The organism is Corynebacterium ammoniagenes DSM 20306 (assembly GCF_001941425.1).
Lineage (GTDB): Bacteria > Actinomycetota > Actinomycetes > Mycobacteriales > Mycobacteriaceae > Corynebacterium > Corynebacterium ammoniagenes.
The window spans coordinates 1,150,463-1,176,134 of the sequence record NZ_CP009244.1 but is presented as its reverse complement, the minus strand read 5'-3'; the positions used below and the strand labels follow the sequence as shown (position 1 = coordinate 1,176,134).

At 54.9% G+C, this 25,672-nt stretch carries 21 protein-coding genes; 5 read left to right on the top strand and 16 right to left on the bottom strand.

Features of this window, described 5'->3' with window-relative positions; translation table 11 throughout:
- Nucleotides 1–3 precede the first annotated feature (3 nt).
- The 12 genes from CAMM_RS05370 to CAMM_RS05315 form a co-directional block, all read right to left on the bottom strand.
- Nucleotides 4–387 carry a Na+/H+ antiporter subunit E gene (locus CAMM_RS05370; RefSeq protein WP_003845334.1) on the bottom strand — a complete coding sequence of 128 codons (384 nt, stop codon included), beginning with the start codon at nt 385–387 and terminating at the stop codon, nt 4–6.
- Nucleotides 387–2,024, bottom strand: coding sequence for a monovalent cation/H+ antiporter subunit D family protein (locus CAMM_RS05365; RefSeq protein ID WP_003845333.1), 1,638 nt, complete (start codon nt 2,022–2,024; stop codon nt 387–389). The genes CAMM_RS05370 and CAMM_RS05365 overlap by 1 nt, the downstream gene beginning before the upstream one ends.
- Nucleotides 2,024–2,371 (bottom strand): sodium:proton antiporter, encoded by a 348-nt coding sequence (locus CAMM_RS05360; protein WP_003845332.1) that lies wholly within the window; start codon nt 2,369–2,371, stop codon nt 2,024–2,026. Before CAMM_RS05360 ends, CAMM_RS05365 begins: the two co-directional genes overlap by 1 nt.
- Entirely contained in the window at nt 2,372–5,269 is a 2,898-nt protein-coding gene (locus CAMM_RS05355) for a DUF4040 family protein (protein ID WP_003845331.1), read from the bottom strand.
- 229 nt (nt 5,270–5,498) lie between these two features.
- Nucleotides 5,499–7,178 (bottom strand): signal recognition particle-docking protein FtsY, encoded by a 1,680-nt coding sequence (gene ftsY / locus CAMM_RS05350; RefSeq protein ID WP_003845329.1) that lies wholly within the window; start codon nt 7,176–7,178, stop codon nt 5,499–5,501.
- Between the two features lie 10 nt (nt 7,179–7,188).
- Nucleotides 7,189–10,647: a chromosome segregation protein SMC gene (gene smc, locus CAMM_RS05345; RefSeq protein WP_003845326.1), complete on the bottom strand. Its 3,459-nt coding sequence runs from the start codon at nt 10,645–10,647 to the stop codon at nt 7,189–7,191.
- Between the two features lie 53 nt (nt 10,648–10,700).
- Nucleotides 10,701–10,979: an acylphosphatase gene (locus tag CAMM_RS05340; protein WP_003845325.1), complete on the bottom strand. Its 279-nt coding sequence runs from the start codon at nt 10,977–10,979 to the stop codon at nt 10,701–10,703.
- A gap of 9 nt (nt 10,980–10,988) precedes the next feature.
- The gene (locus CAMM_RS05335) at nt 10,989–12,464 is read right to left on the bottom strand and encodes an alanine/glycine:cation symporter family protein (protein ID WP_040354459.1); all 1,476 of its coding nucleotides are present in this window, start codon (nt 12,462–12,464) and stop codon (nt 10,989–10,991) included.
- 548 nt (nt 12,465–13,012) lie between these two features.
- Complete coding sequence (locus CAMM_RS13225) at nt 13,013–13,411, bottom strand: NUDIX domain-containing protein (protein WP_003845322.1); 399 nt, start codon at nt 13,409–13,411, stop codon at nt 13,013–13,015.
- A gap of 3 nt (nt 13,412–13,414) precedes the next feature.
- Nucleotides 13,415–14,227: a bifunctional DNA-formamidopyrimidine glycosylase/DNA-(apurinic or apyrimidinic site) lyase gene (mutM, locus tag CAMM_RS05325; protein ID WP_003845321.1), complete on the bottom strand. Its 813-nt coding sequence runs from the start codon at nt 14,225–14,227 to the stop codon at nt 13,415–13,417.
- A 32-nt stretch (nt 14,228–14,259) separates the two neighbouring features.
- Nucleotides 14,260–14,994 (bottom strand): ribonuclease III, encoded by a 735-nt coding sequence (gene rnc, locus CAMM_RS05320; RefSeq protein WP_003845318.1) that lies wholly within the window; start codon nt 14,992–14,994, stop codon nt 14,260–14,262.
- The gene (locus tag CAMM_RS05315; protein WP_040354351.1) at nt 14,991–15,506 is read right to left on the bottom strand and encodes a YceD family protein; all 516 of its coding nucleotides are present in this window, start codon (nt 15,504–15,506) and stop codon (nt 14,991–14,993) included. Before CAMM_RS05315 ends, rnc begins: the two co-directional genes overlap by 4 nt.
- A 126-nt stretch (nt 15,507–15,632) precedes the next feature.
- Here CAMM_RS05315 and CAMM_RS05310 point away from each other — a divergent pair, with 126 nt between their 5' ends.
- On the top strand, nt 15,633–16,130 hold the full coding sequence (locus CAMM_RS05310) for a hypothetical protein (RefSeq protein WP_003845315.1): 498 nt from the start codon (nt 15,633–15,635) through the stop codon (nt 16,128–16,130).
- 71 nt (nt 16,131–16,201) lie between these two features.
- On the opposite strand, the gene CAMM_RS05305 is transcribed toward CAMM_RS05310, so the two are convergent.
- Together CAMM_RS05305 and gdhA are read right to left on the bottom strand one after the other, a co-directional pair.
- Entirely contained in the window at nt 16,202–16,903 is a 702-nt protein-coding gene (locus CAMM_RS05305; RefSeq protein WP_003845314.1) for a DivIVA domain-containing protein, read from the bottom strand.
- Between the two features lie 118 nt (nt 16,904–17,021).
- Nucleotides 17,022–18,362, bottom strand: a complete 1,341-nt coding sequence (gene gdhA, locus CAMM_RS05300) for an NADP-specific glutamate dehydrogenase (protein ID WP_003845313.1) — start codon at nt 18,360–18,362, stop codon at nt 17,022–17,024.
- Between the two features lie 184 nt (nt 18,363–18,546).
- Between gdhA and CAMM_RS05295 the strand changes: the two genes are divergently transcribed.
- Nucleotides 18,547–19,674 (top strand): glycerate kinase, encoded by a 1,128-nt coding sequence (locus CAMM_RS05295; protein WP_040354456.1) that lies wholly within the window; start codon nt 18,547–18,549, stop codon nt 19,672–19,674.
- 17 nt (nt 19,675–19,691) lie between these two features.
- Here the strand turns inward: CAMM_RS05295 and CAMM_RS05290 are convergent, their stop codons facing one another.
- A complete protein-coding gene (locus CAMM_RS05290; protein WP_003845311.1) occupies nt 19,692–20,090 on the bottom strand; it encodes a hypothetical protein in 399 nt (132 codons plus the stop codon).
- 34 nt (nt 20,091–20,124) lie between these two features.
- On the opposite strand from CAMM_RS05290, the gene CAMM_RS05285 reads away from it, so the two are divergent.
- Nucleotides 20,125–21,366, top strand: coding sequence for an amidohydrolase (locus CAMM_RS05285; RefSeq protein ID WP_003845310.1), 1,242 nt, complete (start codon nt 20,125–20,127; stop codon nt 21,364–21,366).
- Here CAMM_RS05285 and CAMM_RS05280 read toward each other — a convergent pair.
- On the bottom strand, nt 21,363–21,887 hold the full coding sequence (locus CAMM_RS05280) for a GNAT family N-acetyltransferase (protein ID WP_169307530.1): 525 nt from the start codon (nt 21,885–21,887) through the stop codon (nt 21,363–21,365). The two genes, CAMM_RS05285 and CAMM_RS05280, sit on opposite strands and share 4 nt — an antisense overlap.
- A gap of 123 nt (nt 21,888–22,010) precedes the next feature.
- Here CAMM_RS05280 and CAMM_RS05275 point away from each other — a divergent pair, with 123 nt between their 5' ends.
- The gene (locus CAMM_RS05275; protein ID WP_040354348.1) at nt 22,011–24,467 is read left to right on the top strand and encodes a glycogen/starch/alpha-glucan phosphorylase; all 2,457 of its coding nucleotides are present in this window, start codon (nt 22,011–22,013) and stop codon (nt 24,465–24,467) included.
- 60 nt (nt 24,468–24,527) lie between these two features.
- Nucleotides 24,528–25,670: a PrpF domain-containing protein gene (locus CAMM_RS05270; protein ID WP_003845307.1), complete on the top strand. Its 1,143-nt coding sequence runs from the start codon at nt 24,528–24,530 to the stop codon at nt 25,668–25,670.
- The last annotated feature ends 2 nt before the right edge of the window (nt 25,671–25,672 follow it).

Below are 25,672 nucleotides of genomic sequence, written 5' to 3'. Positions count from 1 at the left end.
GACCTAAGCCTCTTTCTTTCGGTCAGAGAAAAAGTGCGGGTGAATCATCACTCCGCGCAGCATGCGCTCTTCCATATCGCGCAAATCTGCACGCAGTTCATCAGCATCCGAGTTGTACATGCCATGGACATACATCACCCGCTGGCCTTCTTCTGTATTCGCTGCCGCACCGACAACCAACGTACCTGGGGTCACGGTAATCAATGCTGCGATGAGTGTGTAGTGCGCTTCAGATTCTGATTCGCAGGGGTACCGGGCAATGCCAGGAGTCGAGTCATGCCCGCGGGACAAAATATCTTTCAAGACGGAATAGTTGGCAACGGTAAATTCTTTGATGTACCAGAGCCAAAAGCCAATGAAACGAAATGGGTAAGTTAAATAATCCATTATCCAAGCACCGCCTCAACGTAATTAGAGGTGTCTAAAAGACCAGCTGCTGCAGTATCCGACCAGTTCAGCAGAACTTCGCCGCCCACGCCGATGGCGAGGGTCAAAAGCGCGGTAATAACTGCTGGAGCAGCCAACCAGAACTTAATGCGTGGGCGGGCATCCTTAGTATCTTCAATGATATAAGCCTCCGATGCTGCCTTAACAGCAACCGATGCGCCTTCCTCAGGAAGCTCTGGGTAGCTCGCGACGCCACCGCAGATGGTGGCTGCTTCGCTATCAGGATCTTGTCCCGCGCGTGGTTTCGGTGCTGCCTTGGTGCGATCTCCCCAGAACATGCCCTTCCAAATTTTGAGCATGGACAGCAAGGTAATGAGGGAGACGACCAACATCGCAACCAGCGCGTAGATTTCTCTTGCTTCCCACGTTCCCAGCAGCAAGGTGAACTTTGCGACGAATCCTGAAAATGGCGGGATTCCGGCCAGCGACAATGCGGCGGCAAAGAAAGCGACCGCGATGATCGGCTCTCGCTTGGAAATGTTGGTCACCTTGTCCAACTCTCCTGTGCCATAGGCAACTTCGACAGCGCCGGTGGACAAGAACAGCGAAGCTTTGACGATCATGTGGTGAATCAGATAGAAGATTCCCGCGGTCATACCCAGGTGGGTAAACAGCGCGACGCCCATGAGGATGTAGCCGAGCTGTGACACCATGTGGAAGGCCAAAATCTCACGCGTGGTCTTCTCCCCGACCGCGCCGAGGACACCGATGACCATAGTGAGGGTAAATAGCAGAACCAAGATCCATAACCAGCGCGCATCACCATCAAAGATCACGGCGTACCAACGATAAATCGCGTAAACACCGACTTTGGTGTGCAGGCCGGAGAACAGAGCGGTGACCGCTGGGTTGGTATAGGGGTAAGAACGTGCCAGCCAGGTGTGGATTGGCACCACCGAGGCCTTGATCAGCATGGCCAAAATGACAACCGACATCGCGATAGCCACGGCAGGTTCTTCCTTGGCCGCACCTTGCAGCTGCGCGAGGTTCACCGCACCGTAGGAGCCGTAGACCAGGGCAACACCGGCGAGCAGCATATTGGACGCAAACAGGTTGGCGACAATAAACAGGCGCAAACCCGCCAGCTGCTGACGACCGCCGCGACGGTAGATGGTCGTGGCATACAGCCCGTAGCTAGGCAGCAGCATGACCTCGATGAAGACGAAGAAGTTGAAAATATCTGCCGTCAACAATGCGCCATAGACGCCACACATGAGAACCAAGGTCAGTGGTGCAAAGAAAGGTTCTTTGGAAAAGCCACTCGCGGTGGCAAACCAAGCACACACAATCGCCAAAATAGATACTGTAACCAGCATCAGCGCGGCGAACATATCCACCGCAAAAGGAATGGCTACAAGAGCATCCCAATTACCCACGCGGTGTGCCAAGGCGGTGCCATCGGCGGTAATAGCAATGAGGATGCACGAGCCAATTAAACCCGCACCCAACACGGTGTACATGACGACTTCTTGCAGGAGTCGTACACGCTGGAAAAGAATTAATAAACCAGCTGCAAGCAGCGGAATAGCTGCAAACAGTGGCAGTAAGGATGCCACTAGTTCAGGGCTGTACCACATTAGAGAACCACATCCTTGTGCTCATCCAGGTCGAGTTCTGGACGGGTGGCATCATTGCCATCGCCTACTGCGGCGGTGACAAACATGAGTACCGAAATCGAAAAACCAATAACAATCGCAGTCAGCACGAAAGCCTGTGGCAGCGGGTCCGCAGCAAATGCCATCTGTGCCGTCGTGTGCTCACCAAATGGTTCATTGCGGGCATAAGTGCCACCGGTGGCAACAATCATCAAGTTGATGCCGTGCGAAAGAAGCGTAAACCCGAGCGCGATGCGCAGCATGTCTCGGCGCAGCATGAGGTAGACAGCGCCTCCGATGAGGATGCCTGAGGAAATAGCCAGGGTCATCTACTTGCTCCTTTCTTCGGTCTTATTTGCCGCCTGTGCAGCAAGCGCCTTGTGGTCTTCGGTTTCTCCTCGACGCTCCAAAGTGCGTTCGGAGTCTAAGTCCAACAAGATATGGAATTCCTTATCTCCCTTACGCGGCATGCCCAGCAGGTTGAAGGCGGCCACGATGACACCAAGAACCGCGAGGTAAACGCCCAAGTCGAAAATCATGGCGGAAGTTTGCTGTGAACCGAAGATGTCCACGTGCAGCGAGGTAAGGAAAGAGCCTTCGAAAAAGCCCGCCAAACCGGTCAACGATGCCAGTGCAACACCAGAACCGATGAGGGTGAAGTATGGCCAACGAACCTTTGCTCTGTCGTTGCTTGGCGCAGACAGATACATCAGCGCCATGCCACCGGAGCCAACCAGTGCCGCGACGAATCCGCCACCGGTTTGGTAGTGCCCGCGGAAGAAGAGCAGTACGGAGAGCACCACGATGATGGGGCCAACCACACGGCTGGTCGCGCGCAGGAATACCGAGTTTTCGAAGGCACCAAAGATTGGTGATTTCCGGTCTAGGAGGGTTTCGCGCACCGGAGCGAGGCGGAACTTAGCCAGCAGTACCGCAATGGAGATACCAGCCATGCCCAAGACCGTGAGCTCGCCGAAAGTATCGAATGCACGGTAGTCGACCAAAATAGTGTTCACGATATTAGAGCCACCGGTATCTTCCGGTGCCTGCTCCAGGTACAAACGTGCCGCGTCTGACTTATCCCGACGCCCGGTCAGTCCCCAAACTGCCAGCATCGCGCACAAGCCGACAACGACGGATAGCACGATGGACCACCAGTGGAACTTACGGGTTTCTGGGGTGAAGTGATCTGGCAGACGGTGCAGAACCAGGACCAGCACACAGACCGTCAGAATTTCTACGGTCAGCTGGGTGGTTGCCACATCGGCTGCGCCCAAGGCGTAGAACCACAAGGTAACGCCGTAGCCCGCAATGGAGACAACGACGACTACGGTCAGACGTGATTTAGCCATGACCGAGGCGAGCACACCGATGGCGATGATGAGTACGAAGACCCAGTCCATTGGTGTTGAGGTTTCACGGTAGACCTCTGGCAGATCGCGCAGGGTAAAAATACCCACGCCAGCAATCAGCACCAGCATTAACAGTGGCAATACCAAGTGTCGACGCATCGAGGTAGTACCCGATGGGCCGGTTGCGTACTTGGCGCCAAAGTTGATAATTCCCTGGCGCAGATTTTCCACTGCGTCCAAACCAGAAATTGGTGCACCAAAGTTCGTCATCGCACGTGCCAGTTCGCGGTTGAACTTCACCAGGATAATGCCGAAGGTAATGATGACAGCGCTCAATGCCAGCGGAACGTTAAAGCCATGCCAGACGGCTAGTTCCACTTCGATGCTTTGCCCGGTAGTTGCCAAAGCTGCCTGACTCACGATCCAGTTCATCAGCGGTGGAATGAGACCGAGCACCAGGGTAACCAGCGCGAGAAGACCAGGGACAATCCACACAGTTGGGTTTGCTTCCCGAATGGTCTGGACTGGTTCTGGTTCATAGCCGCCCTCTTCCGCCTGGTACTCGGCTTCGGCGATCGAGTGCTTGGTCGCACCGCGGGAGCCGATGATATAGCGGAAGGAGTAGGCGAAGGTGAACATCGAGGTAATGACGATCACCGCGGTGACAAGAATGGTAAATGGCTGTGCCAAACCGGATTCCAGTGCGGCTGTAATGAGGCCTTCTTTGGAGACAAAGCCCAGTAGCAATGGGATACCGGCCATCGATGCACCGGAGATGATGATGATCCCCGTGGTAAACGGCATCTTCACAATCCGGGTATGACGCAATTCCTGATACGAACGCGTGCCGGTTTCATGCTCAATGATTCCGACGGACATAAACAGTGCCGCCTTGAAACAGGCGTGGGCAACGGTATGAACAATGGCTGCGGTAATCGCAACATCGGTGCCGATGCCAACCGTCAGAACCAATAGGCCCAATTGCGACATCGTCGAATACGCCAGAAGTTCCTTCAGGTCGTCACACTTAATAGCAGTCAATGCGCCAAAGAGGGCCGTAATACCACCGGCGACTACCAGCATGACATTCCATAACTGCACATCATGCAACAGCGGCGAGTAGCGCAAGATCAGATAAATACCTGCCTTGACCATCGCTGCCGCGTGAAGATAGGCAGAAACTGGCGCAATAGCCACCATGGAATCCGGCAACCAGGCTTGGAAGGGAAATTGCGCCGACTTAGTAAACGCCGCGATCGCAATCAAGAAGGCCACGGTGGCCTTCAGCCCGATATTGTCTTCCCACATTGGTGAGGCAATGACCTCAGAGATAGACATGGTGTCGGCGCTGATGGCCATAATTACGGTGGCGCCCAGCAGGAAGAGTCCGCCTAATACCGTCACCAGCAAAGTACGGATAGCCGGTTGGTGTCCCTTTTCACCGGAATTGGCAATCAAGAAGTAGGAGCACAGGGTTGTCAGCTCCCACGCGAGGTAGAACACCATGAGGTTATCTGTGGTGACGACGACTGCCATGGAGGCAGCGAAGCCACAGATATAAAAGTAAAAAGCAGTGTCCTTGTGGTGGAGATACCGCGTTGAGTACGCCAGCACGCCCGCGCCGATCAGCAGCACGAGCATCAAAAAGACCAACGAGAGACCATCGAGGCGCAAAGAAAAATCCACGCCAATGGTCGGCATCCATTGCACTGACTCAGTATGAACCTCATCGGTGCTATATGCTGCTGCCGCCATTCCGGCACCAGCTAACAGCGGTATAGCAAGAAGCCACCCTGCATTACGCTCTAAGAGACGCGACGCCAGTGGGGCAACTGCGACCGTAAGCCCTAAAAGCACTAAAACATAAAAAAGCATCGCAAGTAGATATTCCTATTATGTGAACATGAAAAGACGGGGTGAACTACTCAGCTCAAGGAATGACACCGGATAGGTGCGGGCCCCACGAATTGATATAGCCATTGGTCCCGTTGTGCCTGATACGCACAGCGGAATGTGAGGCATTTGTATTCGTCATCACAGAAACAATAGCACGCCCCCGCCATCATCAAAGAGTGCGGGGGCGTGCTTTCGGTCGAACTACAGGTTACTGTTCGCCAAGTAGTGCATCGACGAAGCCTTCCACTTCAAAGGGGGCAAGGTGGTCTGCACCTTCGCCCAGGCCCACGAGCTTGACTGGGACACCCAGTTCTTCTTGGACTTGGAAGACAATTCCGCCCTTCGCGGTGCCATCCAACTTGGTCAGTACGACGCCCGTGATATCAACGACCTCACGGAACACGCGTGCTTGCATCAAACCGTTTTGGCCCACGGTTGCGTCAATGACGAGCAAGACCTCATCAACCGAGGACTTCTTTTCAACGACGCGCTTGACCTTTCCGAGCTGATCCATCAGGTCATTGGAGGTATGCAAGCGCCCGGCAGTATCCACTAAGACAACATCGACTTGTTGCTCAACGCCCTTTGCCACGGCATCGAAAGCGACAGAGGCTGGGTCAGCACCTTCTTTACCGCGCACGGTGGTAGCGCCGACGCGACGTCCCCAGGTTTCTAGCTGATCTGCAGCCGCTGCACGGAAAGTATCCGCAGCGCCCAACAGAACCGAGTGGCCCATCGATACCAGCACGCGCGCTAATTTGCCCGTGGTGGTGGTCTTGCCGGTGCCGTTGACGCCGACGACCATGATTACTGCAGGCTTTCCTTCATGAGGCATTGCCTTGATGGAACGATCCATTTCTGGATGACCTACCTCAATCAATGCCTCACGCAACATCGCGCGCGCTTCTGCCTCACTGGAGACACCTCGCTCTGCGATCTTTTGACGCAAGGAATCTGAGACCTTCATCGTCACCGTGGTACCCAAATCCGCCATGATGAGGGTATCTTCGATTTCCTCCCAGGCATCTTCATCTAGATCGCCCGCGGATAAAATGCCCATCAAACCTTGGCCGATGGCATTTTGAGACCGGGACAAACGACCACGCAAGCGACCGAGACGGCCACCAGCTGGCTCGATTTCTTCCACCAGCTCGGTGGGCTCAGGCGTAGCAACCGGCTCTTCCGGAACTGGAGTCTCTTCAAGTGCCGCTGCGGCAGAGTCCGACTGAACCTCTGCGGCATCAGCTGCTTCTTGTGCCTTTTCGTGCTCGTCGACCTCGTCACGAACATCTTCTGCGTCAAGATCTTCGGCCACTTCATCAAAGATCGGGGAATCTTCTTCTGGATTAACAGACTGTTGTGGAGCCGCACTGCTTTCCTCGACAGCGTCCTTTGGTTCTTCCTGCTTCTCCCCTACTTCCTCTGGCTGCTCAACTGGGAGTACGGAATCTGCTTCCGGATTTTCTTCCTCGACTGGCGCTGCTTTTTCAGGTGCGGGTTTAACAGCGTCCGGCTCCTGGGTAGCAGACTCTGCGGAAGCAGGCTCTTCGTTAGGGGTGGGTGGAACTACTGGTGGCACCGGAGGTTGCGGAGCTTCGGGAGCTTGCGCAGCAGCCTGCTGAGGCTTTTTATGCTCGGTGCTCGGGGCTTTATCTTCGCGTGCAGGTACTGGCTCCGCAGACTTGGCGGGCGCGAAGTTAAAGCCGGATTGTGCTTGATAATTGCCGGACTTTTGCTGTTGGGTTAGCTCTTTTGGCTCTTCCTCAGGTTTGTCAAAAGTTACCTTCTTATCCTCACCGCGTTTTTTGCCCCACAAAATCAACAGGACAATGACGATGATGAGGACAACAACGGCAATGCCGATCCACAACGTTAAGTTCGATTCCATGCGCCCTATCTTAACGGCTAGCGGGCTCCATTGCGTGAGCTGGGTTCATCCGCTGGGAAATAACCCGGGTCACACCGTCGCCACGCATGGTCACGCCGTAGAGCACGTTCGCCACATCCATCGTCGGCTTTTGGTGCGTAATCACGATGAGCTGGGAGTCTTTGCGCAATTCTTCAAATAGTGCAATCAAGCGACGCAAGTTGACATCGTCAAGCGCTGCTTCCACCTCATCCATGACATAAAACGGCGAGGGTCGTGCGCGGAAGATAGCTACCAGCATCGCCAAAGCAGTCAAAGACTTCTCCCCGCCAGAAAGCAAGGATAGGCGCTTGACTTTCTTGCCCGGTGGGCGTGCTTCAACTTCGATGCCCGAGGTGAGCAACGAATCTGGTTCGGTGAGGATGAGCCGTCCTTCACCGCCGGGGAAAAGCGTGTTGAAGACCTTGGGGAATTCTGCTTCCACATCATGCCAGGCATCGCTAAAGAGCTGCAGAATTTGCGCATCGACGTCTTCAATAACGCCTTCCAAGTCGGTGCGTGCTTGGGTGACATCATCTAATTGCGTGGACAGGAAAGAATAGCGCTCTTCCAAAGCCTTAAATTCTTCCAGCGCCAAGGGGTTGACCTTGCCCAAGGAATTCAGGTCTTTTTCCGCTTGCTTTAGGCGTTTGGTCTCAGCAGCGCGATCGAAATCATCCCCGGGGGTGTAATCCTGCAATAGATCGGCAATAGCAATACCAAGCTGTTCCGAGATTTTGGACTCTGCCTCATCCAAGCGAACCTGCGCCTGCGAGCGTGCGATATCGCCCGAGTGCGCTTTGTTCGTCAATTGCTCGAGGCGTTGGCGTGCACCATTGACCGTTTGCTTGGCGGCGTTGAGCTGGTTGTTTAGCACCGTGCGTTTAGTGGCCAGCTCATCGCGGGATTGCGCCGCACGTGACATCGCAGCGCTCGCTCTTTCACCCAAGGGCTTGGCGTGCGCTGCTACCGTGCGTGCCAACTCCCCAAGCGCTCTGCGACGCTCCATCGTCCGGTCGTGGCGTGCTTTCGCTTCGCGTTCTTGCTGGGCTAACCGGCGCAGGCTATCACCGCGCCCGGCAGCGTGGCCTACTTTGTCCTGGGCAGAGCGCAAGCTCATCTGCGCTTCCATCTCCATGGTCTTAGCAGCATCCAAGGCAGTCGATGCCGCATCGCGCTCGCTTGTCGATGCCTCCGTGTCCGGTTCATCCTTATCCACCCGCGCCAGGCGGTCGCGGGCCTCGGACAGCTGCTCGCGCAACTTCGCCAAGGAGACATCAAGCTCTGTAGCGCGCTCGGCAAGTTTTGTGTGTTCTTTCTGGCTGGTTTCCACCTGCGATAACAAGCGCTGGTGATCACGTTTCCAGGCGGAAACCTGTGCATCATGATCCCGCAGTGCCGCTTTCGCACCCGCTGCCGTGACCTGGGCGTCTTCTGCTGCTAACTTGGCGCCTTCCAGCGTGCCGGACAGTTCCGTCAAATCTTGGGCGGCTGTTTCCAGCTCTTGTTCGGCCGTCTTAATCTTGGTGGTGACCTCAACTGTGGATTGTGAACCAGTGCCCGCTGACACCCAGCCTTCGCCGACCATGACGCCGTCAGGAGTTACCGCGCGCAGACGCGGATCCTCATTGACCACCTGTCGTGCCGTGGCAAAATCATCGACCAACACCACATCCGCAAGCACGCGGGTAACACCGTGGGATACCTCTGGTACGGCGACAATGTGGTCGAGCAACCACGAGGTGCCCTTCGGAAGATTGGCCTCCATGCGCCACTGGGTCTTTCCTCCCCCGGCTTTATCAAAGACTGTAGTGCGCTGGGCATTTTCCAAGGCTGTGACCAAGTCAGCGCCTACTTCACCCACCTGGGACTCAGCGAACTGCCCCAAGGCGACTGCTAAAGCCACATCGTATTGCGTAGAGATCAGCTGGGCCAGTGGCTGCAGGTCAATTCCAATTTCCGCAGTCGGTGGAATGGTACTAGTTAAAGTCTCAATCCGTGAGCGCAACGTATAGACGGTGCGCTCAAATTCGCGCTGTTGATCGCGTAATTGCTCCAAGCGCAAATCTGCCGCCTGGGATTCACTTAAAGCCCGAACATGCGCTTCATCCAAGGGCGCGCGCTCACGGTCAAAATCCGCAAGCTTCTTTTCCACCTCACTGGCTTCTTGCCGGGCAAGGCGTAGTTTCTGCACTGCTTCGTTAACGCCATCTTCACTATGCGCAAGAGCTTGTTCTGATGCTTCTACCTGTCGCGACAGCGCTTCTTCTTCGGAGATGAGGCGCACTACGCCCTCGCGGCGATCGGCAATAGCGCGCAATTGTGCGGCATGTTCTTTATCTGCCGCAGTAAACGCTTCGCGACGCTCAGCAACTTCTTCGCGGATGGATTCCAAAGCCTCTGCCGCTTCTTCCGCCGCGAAGACCAATTCTGCGTGCTCTTCATCTGCTTGGCTCGCGCGAGCTTCGAGGTCATCGGGATCTTGGCCTTGGTACTTGGTCACTGCACCGGCGTTGTTTGCTCGTTCTTCGGCAATGCGTGACGTCGCTGCTAGACGCTCTACCAACGTAGACAAATCAAACCACAGCTTTTGCGCGGCATCTGCCTGCGGGACTACGTCGTTGAGTTCTTCTTCCAGCTCTAATTGTTGTTCAGAAGCAGACTCCAAAGCTTCGGTGGCCTGCGCGACCTGTTCTTCTAAAATCTCTGCTTGCCGCTGGGCATCAGCAAATTCGGCGCGCACCCGCACTACTCGGTCGCCGGCTAACTTCAGCCGGGCGTCACGAAGATCTGCTTGCACCGTGGCAGCACGCTGTGCTGCCTGGGCTTGACGCTCTAAAGGTTTGAGTTGCTTGCCGAGTTCTTCGGTTAAATCCGTTAAGCGATCCAGGTTGGCTTGCATGCCCGTGAGCTTGCGCTGGGCTTTGTCTTTTCGACGCCGGTGTTTGAGCACGCCGGCTGCTTCTTCAATGTAGCTGCGGCGGTCTTCAGGGCGGGACTCGAGGATTTCTGCGAGCTTGCCCTGCCCGACGATGATGTGCATTTCGCGGCCGATGCCCGAGTCTGACAACAGCTCTTGGATGTCCATGAGCCGAGCCTTGGCACCATTGATTTCATATTCACTAGCGCCATCGCGGAACATGCGGCGTGTGACGGATACTTCCGCGTAATCAATCGGCAGGGCGCCGTCGCGATTATCAATGGTGAGAGTAACCTCAGCGCGACCTAGTGCTTTGCGGTCGCCCGCACCGGCGAAGATGACGTCTTGCATCTTGCCGCCGCGCAGCGTCTTTGCGCTTCCCTCGCCCATGACCCAGGCAAGCGCGTCGACCACATTGGACTTGCCGGAACCGTTGGGGCCTACGACTGCACAGATTCCGGGCTCGAATTTCAGGGTCGTCGCGGACGCAAAAGACTTAAAGCCTTTGAGCGTCAACGATTTTAAGTGCATTGCGTTAATCCTACAGGGCGAATCTTAAAGTCTTTTGACTACGTGCCGTGCGTCTAGCGTTCAATAAAGCCGGACTCACCCTTCGGCTCGGACCACTGCTCTACCACCAATTCCACATGTCCTGGACGGTTCGTGCTGGAAGGTTGTTCCTTGAGTAGCTCCAGCAGCTTTTCGCAGTCTTCCCGTGGGCCTTCAGCCACAACTTGGACGCGGCCATCAGATTTATTTGTGGCATGGCCTGCCAAACCCAATTCCAATGCGCGCGAACGAGTCCACCACCGAAATCCAACGCCTTGGACATTTCCACGGACGAAGGCAGTCATGCGTTCCATGAATCCTTGTTATTCCTTTGCTTTAAGATCATCCAAACTACGACGGGTTACCGGATCTGAACCGTCCCATACTTCAACATTTTTCAGCTCCGGCAACATATCCCGGTGAAAGACTGGGTCGAGGCCGCGCCGTCGTTGTTCATTGAAGTTCTTCAACAGCTTAATCGCAACGCCAGACAGCGGAACAATGGCCAAGATGTTGAGGATGACCATGGTACCTGCGCCGGTATCGGCCAACGAGAAGACCAGTGGCAACGTGCCGACCGCGCCGAACCAGATGAAGAAAAGCACCACTGCGCGGAAGAGGAAGATCCAGGTTGGTGACTGCGTGAGGTATTCCACGTTGGCTTCTGCCAAGTAGTAGTTACCCAAAATGGAAGAAAAGGCGAGGAAGAAGAGGATGAAGGTGATCAAGTGTGCACCCCAGTCGCCAACCTCATTGGACAGCGCCATCTGGGTCAAGGAAACGCCTTCGGCTTCGCCGCCGTATTCCATGTCGGTGCCCAGCAAAATAATGAAGGCGGTAATGGAACAAACCACGAGCGTGTCAAAGTAAACGCCCAGGGTCTGCACCAGTCCCTGCTTGACGGGGTGGGATACCGTTGCGGTTGCTGCTGCGTTAGGAGCAGAACCTTCACCAGCTTCGTTGGAGAATAGGCCACGCTGGATGCCCTGCATCATGGCAGCACCTAGGCCTGCACCAGCGATCTGCTGGAAGCCAAGAGCATGAGAGACGATGTCGTAGATGACAGTTGGTACAGCATCGATATTGGTGATGACCACGTACAGACCGATGATCAGGTAAGCGATCGCCATGAATGGAACAATCACCTGGGTCATGCTTGCAATGCGCTTGACGCCACCGAAGATGACAAAGCCGGATACAACTGTGATGATCAGGCCAACGATCGCACGGAAGGTGAAGCTGTCATTTCCAAATGAGGTTGCGAACGATTCCGAAATGGCATTGGTCTGAAAGGCGTTGTAGACAAAGCCGAAAGTAAAGGCAATGGCTACGGAGAAAATAACTGCCAAGGGAGTCCAACCCAGGCCCTTTTTCATGTAGTACGCCGGACCACCGCGGTAGGTATCGCCATCGCGCACCTTCCACAGCTGCGCCAATGTGGACTCAATAAATGAGGTTGCGCCACCCAAGATAGCGATAAGCCACATCCAAAAGACCGCGCCTGGGCCACCAACAGAGATGGCCACAGCCACACCGGCGACGTTGCCGGTGCCCACGCGGGAAGCCGCGGAGATAGTAAATGCCTGGAACGCAGAAATTCCGCCGTAGTCTTCGTCGGCGTCATCTCCGGCTCCCTTGGGGCGTTCCACAACGGACTTGAACATCGACGGGATCATGCGCAACTGTACGAGCGCGGTGCGGAAACCAAAAAAGATGCCCGCACCAACCAGCAGCCACGGAACAATATATGTCCACAGGCCATCATTAAATGTGCCCACAATATTCTCAAGGAAGGTCATAGGGACATTAAAGGGGATCATCAATACTTAGAGCAACCTGAATCACACTTTGGTGAGCCCTGAAATAGCAGAATTTTGGTCACGTTTTAGCGCCGAATGTGTCCACCTTTGCCCGAATCTTCCTGGTATCAGAAGCAAAAGGCTGCGAGTTTTTATCTTCGATATGCGCCAGGCATGACAGTAAATAAAGTCAAAAAATATTTCAGTTCTCAAGTAATCCAGGAGCCAAAACTCGCCCGACCATAACTTCTTAGTTTGCAAACCTATTGCCCAATAAACTTTCCCAATTTTAGGGTTTCGCTGCACGTCATATGATTGACTAATTGCATTTTGCAAATGGAGCAAAGCTTCGCGCGACTACTGGGAATAGCTTCCTGCCTATCCCTCGAGTCGGCAAACGTTAAAAGTACGCAGTGCATTCACCACTTCCGTCATTTCGCAGAAGTTGGTTATCACTCGCTTGTATAGAACTTTTCTCGCGAGGGATTTCTTCAACCCGAGTTTTACGAATTTTCGCTACCAGACCGCGGGTATGATTTATGCCACGTTTACCCCTGAAAGTGTTTGAGTAAGCCTTGGAGCCAGTCGACGTAGACCGGATCAGCGAGATGCAACTGCCCGAGGTCCTCAGGACCGAACCATCGCAAAGCATCGTGCTCCTCCGGAGCCATGTTGCGGATCTCCCCCTCCCACTGCGTGACAGGAAATGCGGAAGGTTCAATCTCGGCGTCACTCAGTGTTACAGGCACTGGTTGGTAGCGCTGGACCGTAATTCCCAACTCCTCGTGACATTCGCGCACGAGCGCCCGTTCACTACTTTCTCCTAGCTCTATATGCCCGCCAATTACATCCCAACAATTCGCATACCAAGCTCTCGTTGGGGCACGGTGTCCCAGGAGCACGCGATCATCGCGAACTATGACAGCAAGGACAATACGGTGTTTCATGCTCTAGCGCTGGCACAGCGGGCAAAAATGTGAGGAGCGTGCATTGAGCACCACCCGGGAGATTGGACCCCCGCAGGTATCGCATGGCTCATCGGTGCGGCCATACACATGTAGCGAGCGCGCAAAGTATCCAGATTCACCATTGACGTTGACATAGAGCGCGTCGAAGCTGGTTCCGCCCTGCGCGAGCGCTTCGAGCATGACCTCTTTCGCCGCTTCATAAATAGCGACAGCCTCGCGCTGCAGTAACCGGTTGGCTTTGCGCAATGGTGAAACGTGCGCGCGCCACAGTGCTTCATCGGCATAAATATTGCCGATCCCTGAGGCAATGGTCTGATCGAGCAGCGCAGTTTTCACATGTGTCTTCTTCGTTCGCAGTTTCCGCGCGGCCGCGACGATATCGAAATCAGGACTTAACGGGTCGTGCCCAATGTGATCAATTTTGGCTTTGGGTGCCACTAACCAGTAGCCAAAGGTTCGCTGGTCGATGAAGCTTAAATCCACGCCATCGGTGAGATGCGCGCGTATGCGCACATGCTTGGAATCAGTGTGCCCGATTCGAAGCTGACCGGACATGCCAAGATGCATGAATAAAACATCATCTTCACGCTCGGTGTGTCCATCTAATTCACACCACAGATATTTACCGCGTCGCGCAACCGCGCTGACGACACGGTTATGCAAAAGCGCGCCCAGCGGCTCGTCCTGTCCCCTATTAGCTCGCGGGTGCAAGATCTCTACTGATTTGAACGCATGATCCACGATGTGGGGCTCAAGACCGCGTCGAACAACTTCTACTTCTGGTAACTCAGGCATGAATATTTCTTGACTAGCTGAACTAGTGGCAACTAGTTCACACGAATAATAAGTGCAGCCTTTTCAGCTGCTTGCTGCTCCGCCTGCTTTTTATTGGGCCCTACTCCCTCACCCAGCAGCTGACCATCAACATGAACTTGCGCCGTAAAAAGCTGGTCATGCTCTGGCCCCGTAGAGGTTGCCGAATAGTCTGGTGTTGGCAGCTTTCTTTCCGCACACAGCTCTTGCAGGGTGGTCTTCCAGTCCATGTGGTTACGGGTGGAGACAGCCGCATCTACCTTCTGGGCAAAAAGCTCCAAAATAACCCGACGCGCGGTTTCAAAACCGTGCTGCAAATAGATCGCGCCAAATAGCGCTTCCGTAGTATCCGCCAGGATGGAGTCTTTATCGCGGCCATTGGAATTGGCTTCGCCTTTACCCAAAAGAATAAATGCGCCCAAACCAATCTCGCGCGCGACATCGGCAAGCCCAAAGCGGGACACAATCGAAGCACGCATCTTGGAAATATCCGACTCCGGGCGGGTTGGATACTTTTCATACAGCCGTGCGGCAATGGATAGACCTAAGACCGCATCGCCTAGAAATTCCAGGCGCTCGTTGTTGGGAAGATGACCGTGCTCATTGGCAAAAGACCTGTGTGTCAATGCCAAGCGCAGATACTTATCTTCGAGCTCAACGTTCAAGCTGGCAAGCAGCGGAGCAGTATCAATTGCGGCGTAGGCTTCTTCTAATGCCTGTTCGCCGCTAATTTTCTTCTTTCGGCTCACAAGAACTTCTCCAGTCCTGACCAGCGAGGATCCACGCGCTCTTCTTCTTCACCGGACACTCCTACCTCAACGCCTTCTGGAGTCGAGATATCGCAGCCGCCTTCACACGTGGGGGCAAAGGGCAAGACCATGCCGGCTTCATCAATGACGGTCTGTAGGAGATCGATTTCGTCGCCAACAACGGCTGGGACATCATCATCTTCATCCGCGGGATCGCCACTGATGAAATCATCACTGATAGCAAAGACCTGGTTGACCTTAAGATCCAAAGGACGTTCCAGTGGCTTCAGGCAGCGAGCACACTCGCCTTCCAAGGTGCCGGTAATCCGGGCATCAACCATCAATCCCTCACCCAACGGAGTGATATCAGCATTGACGGTAATTTCGCTTCCCTTAGGCACCGCAATCATTTCTAAGCCGATGCGCTCAGGTGCAGGTCCGGTCTGTTCGCGTTGTTCAAACGAGTTGGCACGGAGAAGCTGTGCCACATTGAATTTCAGTGGAGAGTTCATAACATCCTTAAGCCTACCCTTGAATCTGTACTTCACCTGTCTAGGAGGTCACAATGCCCTATGTACAGGCGAAATGCGGGTTTTGAGCTTTATTTTTTGATGTCTTCCAACCTAATATAGCTAAGCATGAATGGTCTAGATTCCAGCGCGACACCGCTGATCTTGGGGTCGCTGCTTCCCGCGGCAATCCTTATCATCGCAAGTCTTGTTTTAGACCAGGTTTCTCGCCACAAGCTCCGTTCGACCATCAATCCTTATGGCGTGGCTCGAAAGGGCGTGGTGCGCTGGTCGCTAATTTCTGGCGTTGTCATCTTTGTGCTGATGCTATTTCCATTGCCTTATGACATTGCCATCATGGTGATCGCCTTGATCTTTTCTTTGGCTACCGCGTCGATCACCTTCTACGCCCGCAATATGCTCGGCACCGTGGTATTAAGCGTCGCGCTGATTGGAGGAATCCTCAGCGCGGGCACGGCTGTTATCTCATTGTTTGACGGATCACTCAATCAATTACAACAGCTCGCCATGGTTTTGACCACATGGCCAATTCTCGCGGGACCCGCGCTGGTTGCCGCAGTAATATCGGCAGTGCTGAGCGCGTCAGCTAAATCCACCTCATACTAATTAGTCAATAGCCGCTAGGGCCAAGGCCGCGTGACCCGCGACCCTAGCAGAGCGCAATGACTTGAGGGGTCCTATTCGCGTTCGTAGGACGAGTAACCGCCACGGGTTGCGCGGCTGCCAGAGGCGCCGGCTCCACGACGCAGCGCCGCACGGTCAGAATTGATGGTGCGCAAGATACCGGTCAGTGACTCTTCAAACTCACCGAGCTTGGTATCAACAAATTCGTCGCACTCAGTGCGCAGACGGTTGGATTCCGAGTGCGCCGTATCGACGATCCGGTTGGCTTCTTCATTAGCGCGGCGTACAACCTCAGACTCAGAGACCAAACGCTCTTGCTCAGCGTGGCCTTCAGAAACTGCGCGCTCATAAGACTCATTGCCCTTGGCAACGGTGCGCTCAGCTTCAGCACGAGCACTTTCCACGATGCTGGCGGCCTGGTCTTGCGCCTGCCCGATGGCCGAGGTGGCGCGGTGGTTCGCGTCATCGATCATGGCTTGGGAGTCAGTTTCTGCACGGGTGATGGTGTCATCCGCCTGTGCTTCTGCCTCGCCCACGATCTGAGCGGCTCGCTCTTCTGCGCTGCGGATAATTTCATCCTGGTTATCCAGGACATCTTGCGCGTCATCCAGCTCTACCGGGATGGCGTTTCGCATTTCATCGAGCAGTGCCAACATTTCGTTTCGTGGCACCATGCAATTGGAGGTCATGGGAACACCCATGGCCTGCTCGAGGTGATTGACCAGCTGATCCATGCTTTCAAATACGCGGTACATGGGAGCCAAGTATATATAAACTTCAACTTTAGGTTCATCTCCCACGCCAAAACCCACCTGAACTCTCGGTGGGGCCGAAAGTGCAGGTGGGTTGAAGTGCGTTTGTGCAGGGCTGAGGTTAAATTACACCCTGTGCCAGCATGGCGTCTGCGACCTTTTTGAATCCAGCAATGTTTGCACCGGCGACATAATCGCCCTCGCGGTCATACTCGGCCGCGGTGGTGGAGATATTGACGAAGATCCGGGTCATAATCTGCTTGAGACGCTCATCGGTATAGGCAAATGACCAGGAATCACGCGAAGCATTTTGCTGCATTTCCAGCGCGGAGGTAGCAACACCGCCAGCGTTGGCGGCCTTGCCTGGTGCAAAGGCAATACCGGCGTCTTGGAAGATGTGCACTGCGTCAGGGGTACATGGCATATTTGCGCCTTCCGCGACAAAGCGAACGCCATTTTTCTTCAGCAGCTGTGCCGAGTCACCATCAAGCTCATTTTGGGTAGCGCAAGGAAGTGCAACATCAGCTTCTACTTCCCAAATATTGCCACCTTCTACGAACTTCACGCCTGCTTCTTCAGCGTAAACATTGATGCGCTCGCGACGGTTTCCCTTAATATCCTTCAACAGGTCAAGGTCAACGCCATTGGGAGCGTAGATATAGCCAGAAGAGTCGGACATAGCAACCACGGTGGCGCCGTGTTCCTGTGCCTTCGCCGCTGCATAGATAGCGACATTGCCAGAACCGGAAACAATAACCTTGGCGCCGCTGAGGGATTCACCATGGGCGCGCATCATTTCTGCCATGAGATACACGGTGCCAAAGCCCGTTGCCTCGGTGCGCACCAAGGAGCCACCCCAGGTCAAGCCCTTACCGGTGAGTACGCCGGACTCGTGTTGGTTGGCCAGACGGCGGTATTGCCCGAAGAGGAAACCAATTTCGCGGCCACCAACTCCGATATCACCAGCAGGAACGTCGCGATATTCACCGATGTGACGGTGCAGTTCTGTCATAAACGACTGACAAAAGCGCATGATTTCGGTCTCTGACTTGCCCTTGGGGTCAAAGTCGGAGCCGCCCTTGCCGCCGCCGATAGGAAGGCCGGTCAGTGAGTTTTTAAAAATCTGCTCAAAGCCCAGGAACTTGATGATGCCCAGGTTGACCGACGGGTGGAAGCGCAAGCCACCCTTGTAAGGGCCAAGCGCAGAGTTGAACTGGACGCGGAAACCACGGTTGACGTGAACCTTGCCGCTGTCATCAATCCAAGGAACGCGGAAGATGAGCTGACGTTCTGGCTCGCAGAGACGCTCCACCAGGCCGTAGTCGGCGTAGTGCGGATCCTTGCCCAGGACGATCTTGAGCGAATCCAAGACTTCTGAGACAGCTTGGTGGAATTCTGGTTCTCCAGCATTGCGCTTGAGAAGCTTGTCATAATAGTCAGAAATCTTATTATCCACGTTCATTATGGGCCCTTCCTTACACTTTAAAGGCACTGCTTCTTTATTAAGATGCCCCTTCTACAGGCAACAGCCACCAGGTTTATATCGGTTGATAGAAACTAATTTACCTATAGAGTGACCAATACTGCAAGCATCAAAGGTAAGTGGGCATATTTGGGCAGTGAAAGCAATCGCTATAATCAAGCGCATGCTCATTGTCATCGCCCCTGACTCATTTAAATCAACCGCCACTGCCGCCGCCGCGGCGCGCGTCATTGCCCAAGGTGTTGCCGAAGTTCTCCCCCACGCCACCATCAAGCAAGTGCCCATGGCCGATGGTGGCGAAGGCACCGCGGAAGTCATTGCCCAAACTTTGGCAGCATCCAATACTGGGCCGCGGGTGGAAAAGGTAGAGCTTCCCGCCACCGATGCCCGGGGCAGGCTCAATACCGCCTCTTATTTCCTGCATGGCGATACCGCCTACATCGATGTCGCAGCGGCCTCCGGACTACCGGCGGTGGAAGATGATTTAGATGTTCGTCACGCCGATACTTATGGCACCGGGGTGTTGATCGCCGATGCACAAACTCGCGGCGCGCAGCACATCGTCTTAGGGCTGGGAGGTTCCGCCACCGTCGATGGCGGCATGGGCATTATCACCGCGTTGGGTGGGTCCCCCATGGACGCCCGCGGCCTGCCACTGCCCAAAGGTGGCGCCCCGCTGGTCATGCTGGATTCCATTGATACCGCTCAGCTCAACATCAAGGCAGCGGGAATGAAATACACGCTATTAGCCGATACCACTTGTCCGCCGCTGCACGCGGCAAGCATGTACGGGCGGCAAAAAGGCGCGACCGAGGAGGATATTCCCCTGCTGACCGGGGCGTTGATGCAGCTGTGTGAAGTCACCGGCATCGATGTCGAACGCGAAGGCTTTGGTGCAGCTGGGGCTATCCCCGTGGGGCTGACGTGGTTATCGTCGCTGTTGTATGGCTCGGAGGCCAATATTGCGCTGCAGCCCGGCGCGCAGTACGTGGCACACCGGCTGGGATTGCAGGATTTGCTTGACGATGCCCACGCGAACGGTCAACCCACCTTGATCATTACGGGAGAAGGCGCTTTTGATGAGCAGTCGTTAACCGGCAAGGTCGTGGGCACGATAGCTGATATCGCGACGGATGCACACTCAACACTGGGCATCGTCGCCGGCAGGATTGATGTCCCCGCCCCGGACGGATCGCTGTCGGCGTCACTGTCGCAACAGGGCAGCATGCACGACCAGCTCAAGGAAGCTGGCCGCGCACTGGCGCAAGAGTTCGCCGCTGCCCACAGCTAGAAGTTATCGACTAACAGCTAGCGGCTAACAGCCAAAGCCCACGGGAAGATTGCGGGCAATTCATGCGCCTTTTCATCTTCGAGCAATACCCAGTCCTTCGGCAGGACCGCGTGCGGGGTGAGCAACCGACCCAGCACCATGCCGAGTTCATTCAGTGAGCCCTTTACCCCTTCCACCGTGATGAGGTAGCGGTACACCTCGGCGTCTTCTAAGTCGTGGTCTTCGTGCTCATCGCGATAGGTCTGGCGGAGCTGTTCTTCCATGCCTTCGGGAAGGCGTGGGGTATCGTTGATATCTACGTGTGCGGAATCAATGCGTTCCGCTGTGACCAGGCGATTTAGCGCTTCTTCGAAGACTTCGCCAACGCGCTTGGCTTGAGCGTGTGGGACTAAAACATCAAACTGAATAAGTGACATAAAAGTAAGCGTACCCTAAGTAAAAAGTTGGATCATGACTCACCCAAATTCTATTTCCGAATTGCTTGCCACGCATAGCGCTGACTTGACGTGGCAGCGGGAATTTTATGAAGATCTGCACCGCCACCCAGAGCTCTCACACGACGAAGAGCGCACGGCGCAAAAGATTGAAGACAAACTGCGAGAGTTTGAGTGTGAGCTCATTACCGGTATCGGCGGATACGGCATGGCAGCAATTTTCCGCTCAGGTGATGTCAGTCCGGACGACGCCACTGCGGCAGATTCTCAAGGCCCGACGGTGCTAATGCGCGCAGATTTTGATGCGCTGCCAGTTATGGAACAAACCGGGGTGGACTTTGCCTCAACCAATGGCAATATGCATGCCTGCGGTCACGACATGCATGCTACTGCCCTGCTCGGTGCCTGCGCGATCATCGATTCCCTGCGCGGTGCATGGTCGGGGACTTTTATCGCGCTTTTTCAACCAGCGGAAGAAACCTCCGACGGGGCCAAGACGATGCTGGCCGATGGTCTGATCGACCGCGTCCCACGCCCGGATGTCTGTCTCGGTCAGCACGTGATGCCCGGCCCAGCTGGTCAAGTACAAACCTCACAAGGTCCCATCATGGCCGGCTGTGACTCTATCCGAATCACCATCGCGGGCCGTTCCGCGCATGCGTCCATGCCGGATAAAGCCATTGACCCGACACTCATCGCTGCAATGATCGTCATTCGCCTGCAAGCAATTGTGGGCCGCGAGGTGCCTCCAGGGGAATTCTTCGTCATTTCCGTCGGCGAGCTGCACTCCGGGGATAAAAATAACATCATCCCGGACTCCGCAGAGCTTGTGCTCAACACCCGGTATTACGACCCGGCCTTGGCAGAACGGGTTTATGAAGCACTCCACCGCGTGGTGGAGGCCGAGTGTGTGGCATCGGCAAGCCCCTTGCCTCCGTCTTTTGAATACTTCGCCCACGGTGAAGTCACCGATAATGACCCCGCCACCGCCATTGCGGTACGCGATACCTTTGATGCCGTCTTTGGTGACGAGGTAGTCGACGCCAAGCCATCGACCGCCTCGGAAGACTTCTGCTACCTACCGCAGGCGTGGGGCGTGCCGTATTTCTTCTGGCTGGTGGGCTCTACTCCTGAAGAACTGCTGGATACCCCACCGGTCAACCACCAGTCGAATTTCTTGCCTGACTTCGCACCCACGTGCACGGCATCAACCAAGGCTGGTGCTGCCGCCGTGTTGTCGTTTCTGGCGAAAGCCTAACTCCCCTGTGACTTTCTCTCCCAGCGTTGCTCACGGTCAGGCTCGGACTCTGTCAGTGTGAACCCTAAAGCCTGTGCTAGGCGCTGGGAGGCATAGTTGTCGCTATCGATGTGGCAATAAAATAACTGACACCCGCCCCACGAGCTGATTTCGTCCATCACTCGTTGGGTGGCCTCACGCGCAAAGCCCTGGCCTTGGTGCTCCGGTGCGACAACCCACCCCAGCTCGGTCGTCTTTTTCGAATGATTGACCGTGGCTTGGACATACCCCAGTGCCTGACCCGTTGCCTGGTTGGTGATGATCCAGTTGTGCCACGAGATGGGACGCCCATACCAATTGCGAGATTGTGTGCGATACAGCTGGCGGAGAAACTCCAGCTCGGGAGGTTCATCATCGAGGAAGTCATAAATATCGGGATGAGATAACACATCCACCATCTCCTCCGCATGAGCGGGAGTAAGCACTTCCAATAACAACCTCGGGGTTGCAAGGTTACGCGGCGGATTATGGGAAAGAATCACGCGGCTTAGCTTAGTGCGTCTCATCGGGTGTGTAGCCCGATGTCCAGCAATAGTTGGGGTTTGCAATTAGGCTTCAAGTCGTTAGGCCTTTTGCCCCTTTAAGTACAAGGAAGTCTCACGTTCATGAACACTGCATCCTTTGCGCACTCTTTGCCTGGACATATTCGCGCCGCCGCCGGTGTCTCTCCTCCCTCTGCTTCTGCCCGCAAAGCTTGGTCTGGGTTGTCGGCGGCAGTGATGGAACAAATTGCTGATAATTGGGAAAAGACCAAGAAAGCCTATGGCCAAGGCCGGCAGCAACACTACTTTTCGGCGGAGTTTTTGCAAGGCCGCGCGTTGCTCAATAACCTCACCAACTTAGGGTTAGAGCAACAGGCAAAAGACGCCATCAAAGACACAGGGTACGAGCTTGTCGATGTTCTAGAGGCCGAACATGATGCCGCGTTGGGCAATGGCGGGCTTGGGCGTTTGGCCTCATGTTTCCTCGACTCTGCCGTCACCCAGGACTACCCGGTTACTGGCTACGGATTGTTATATCGCTATGGACTGTTCCGTCAAAGCTTTGACAATGGGTTCCAGGTAGAACAGCCGGATGCCTGGATGGAAAATGGCTATGACTTCATCGTCCGCCGCGCATCCGAACAATGGCGCGTGCATTTTGATGACATGGAAGTCCGCGCCATCCCCTATGACATGCCGATTACCGGCTATGGCACGAACAACGTCGGCACCTTGCGTTTGTGGAAGGCTGAGCCGATTGCAGAATTCGATTATGACGCTTTTAATTCCCAGCGTTTTACCGAAGCCATCGTCGAGCGAGAAAAAGTCATGGATATCTGCCGCGTGCTCTATCCCAATGACACCACCTATGAAGGCAAAGTCCTGCGCGTGCGCCAGCAGTACTTCTTTGTTTCTGCCTCCCTGCAAGAAATCGTCCACAACTTCCTCGCCCATCACGGCGATGACCTGACCAAGTTTGATGAATTCAACTCCATCCAGCTCAATGACACCCACCCCGTGCTGGCCATCCCGGAGCTGTTGCGCATCTTGCTCGATGAGCACGCGATGAGCTGGGATGATGCCTGGGGCGTTGTGACCAGAACCTTTGCCTATACCAACCACACCACGCTGGCGGAGGCATTAGAGACCTGGGAAGTATCCATCTTCCAAAAGCTGTTTTGGCGCCTGTGGGAGCTCATTGCCGAAATCGACCGTCGCTTTCGCGAAGATATGGCACACCGCGGTTTAGACCCGCAGCGCATTGAGTACATGGCACCGGTTTCCAATGGCTATGTGCACATGGCATGGATTGCCTCTTATGCCGCGTACTCCATCAATGGCGTGGCTGCCTTGCACACCGAAATCATCAAGGCCGATACTTTAAGTGAATGGCACGACCTGTGGCCGGAGAAGTTCAATAATAAGACCAATGGTGTGACGCCGCGTCGCTGGCTGGAAATGTGCAATCCGCGACTGTCTGAACTACTCACGCGTCTTTCGGGTTCTGATTCTTGGGTAACCAACCTCAGTAAGCTGCAAGACTTGCGCAACTATGTTGATGATGACGCCATAATGACGGAACTGATGGAGATTAAGCAGGCCAATAAGCAAGACTTTGCCACCTGGGTGCACGCACATCAGGGCGCAGAGGTCGATGCCGAAACCATCTTCGATGTGCAGATCAAGCGCTTGCACGAATACAAGCGCCAACTGATGAACGCGCTCTACATCTTGGATCTATACTTCCGAATCACAGAAGACGGTGAAGAAGTCCCGCCACGTACCTTCATCTTTGGTGCCAAAGCTGCTCCTGGATACGTGCGCGCTAAGGCAATCATCAAATTGATCAATACCGTTGCGGAGTTGGTCAATAATGACGAGCGCACCCGTGATCTCATCCGCGTGGTCTTTGTAGAAAACTACAATGTCTCCCCTGCCGAGCACATTATTCCAGCCGCGGATATCTCAGAGCAGATTTCCACCGCAGGCAAGGAAGCCTCGGGCACCTCCAATATGAAGTTCATGATGAACGGTGCATTGACGCTGGGCACGCTCGATGGAGCCAATGTCGAAATCGTGGACGCGGTGGGTGAGGATAACGCTTACATCTTTGGCGCAAAGTCAGAAGAATTGCCGGGGTTGAAAGAAAACTACAATCCGGGCGAGCTGTACAACTCGGTTCCTGGTCTAGCGCGTGTGCTTGACGCGTTGACCAACGGCACCTTAGGGGCAGAAAACTCCGGCATGTTCGGCGATATCCGCTCCGGGCTTCTCGATGGCTATGGAATCCATGCCCAAGATACCTACTATGTGCTCGGCGACTTCGCTGACTACCACGAAACCCGCGATCGCATGGCACAGGACTACATGGATGATGAATTGGCCTGGGCGCGCAAGTGCTGGATCAATATCTGCGAATCGGGCCGCTTCTCCTCTGATCGCACGATTGCTGACTACGCGAATGAAGTATGGAAAATTCAACCCACTCCGATTACAGCTCCTGCTGCCAGCACAGCGGCCAGCCCGGTGAAGAAAGCGAAGAAGACCGTCGCGAAAAGGACGAAGAAGCGCAAGCTCTAAGCCGAAAATTCGCCATCAAACCGGGTACTTTCCAGGTTTACCGCCACTACAGTGACAGGTATGACGGAATGGATTAACGCCTGCTTTATTCGTGGCGGTACCAGCAAAGGCTTGTTTTTTAACGCAGCAGACCTGCCAGCAGATGACGCTGACCGGGATGCTGCGTTGTGTCATGTTATGGGCTCCCCTGATCCACACGGTCGTCAGCTCAACGGCATGGGTGGCGGTATTTCTTCCCTATCCAAGGTCATGTTGGTTACTGCTAGCACCCGCGAGGGATTCGACGTGGACTACACCTTCGGGCAGGTGGAAGTAGGAATCGACCACATTGATTATTCCGGTAACTGCGGCAACCTCTCATCAGGAGTTATCCCCTTTGCGCTAGAAGCAGGCATTATTTCTTCCCCGGATGGGCAGCAGGAATTTCAACTATTTAACACCAATACCTCCAAGACCGTCACGGTCACGTTGGAAGTTGTCAACGGTCGTGCCGCAACTACGGGTGCCGTCGAATTGCCGGGAGTAGCCGGTACGAGCTCGCCGATTCAGCTGAGCTACCCGTCTCCTGCAGGCAGCCGGACCGCTGGCTTGTTGCCCACGGGCTCCCCGACGAATGTCTTAGATGACGATGGCAGCGCTATCACGGTGTCTTTAGTGGACTCCACCCTGCCCGTGGTTATCGTGCGTGCCACCGATGTCGGTCTGAGCGGCACAGAACTTCCTGGAGAAATTGACGCTAATAGGCCGGCGATGGCTTTATTGGAAAGGTTGCGGCAGGCAGGTGCTGCCGCCATGGGGTTTCAGACCTGCCCGGAGGTAGTGCCGAAGATTGCCGTTATTGCACCGCCGCAAGATTCCACCACGTTAGATGGCGCAGATTTGGCGGCGGATTCTGTGGACATCATGGTGCGCATGATCTCAATGGGCAAAGCACACTTGGCGGTTCCCGGGACCGGTGCCATGTGTCTCGCAGCCGCTGCGGCGGTGCCAGGAACGTTGGTCTCTGATATCACCGGCCACCACAGAACTGAGCAGAGCCCCGAGCAGAGCACCGAGCACAGCATCGTGCGGCTGGGTACTCCCTCAGGCGCGGTTATTGCCGCTGCTGACTACGCAGATGGTGAGCTGGCCTCCACTACACTCATTCGCACCGCGCGCATCCTCATGCGCGGACAAGTCCCGCTTGATAGCGACCGCGCGTAGCT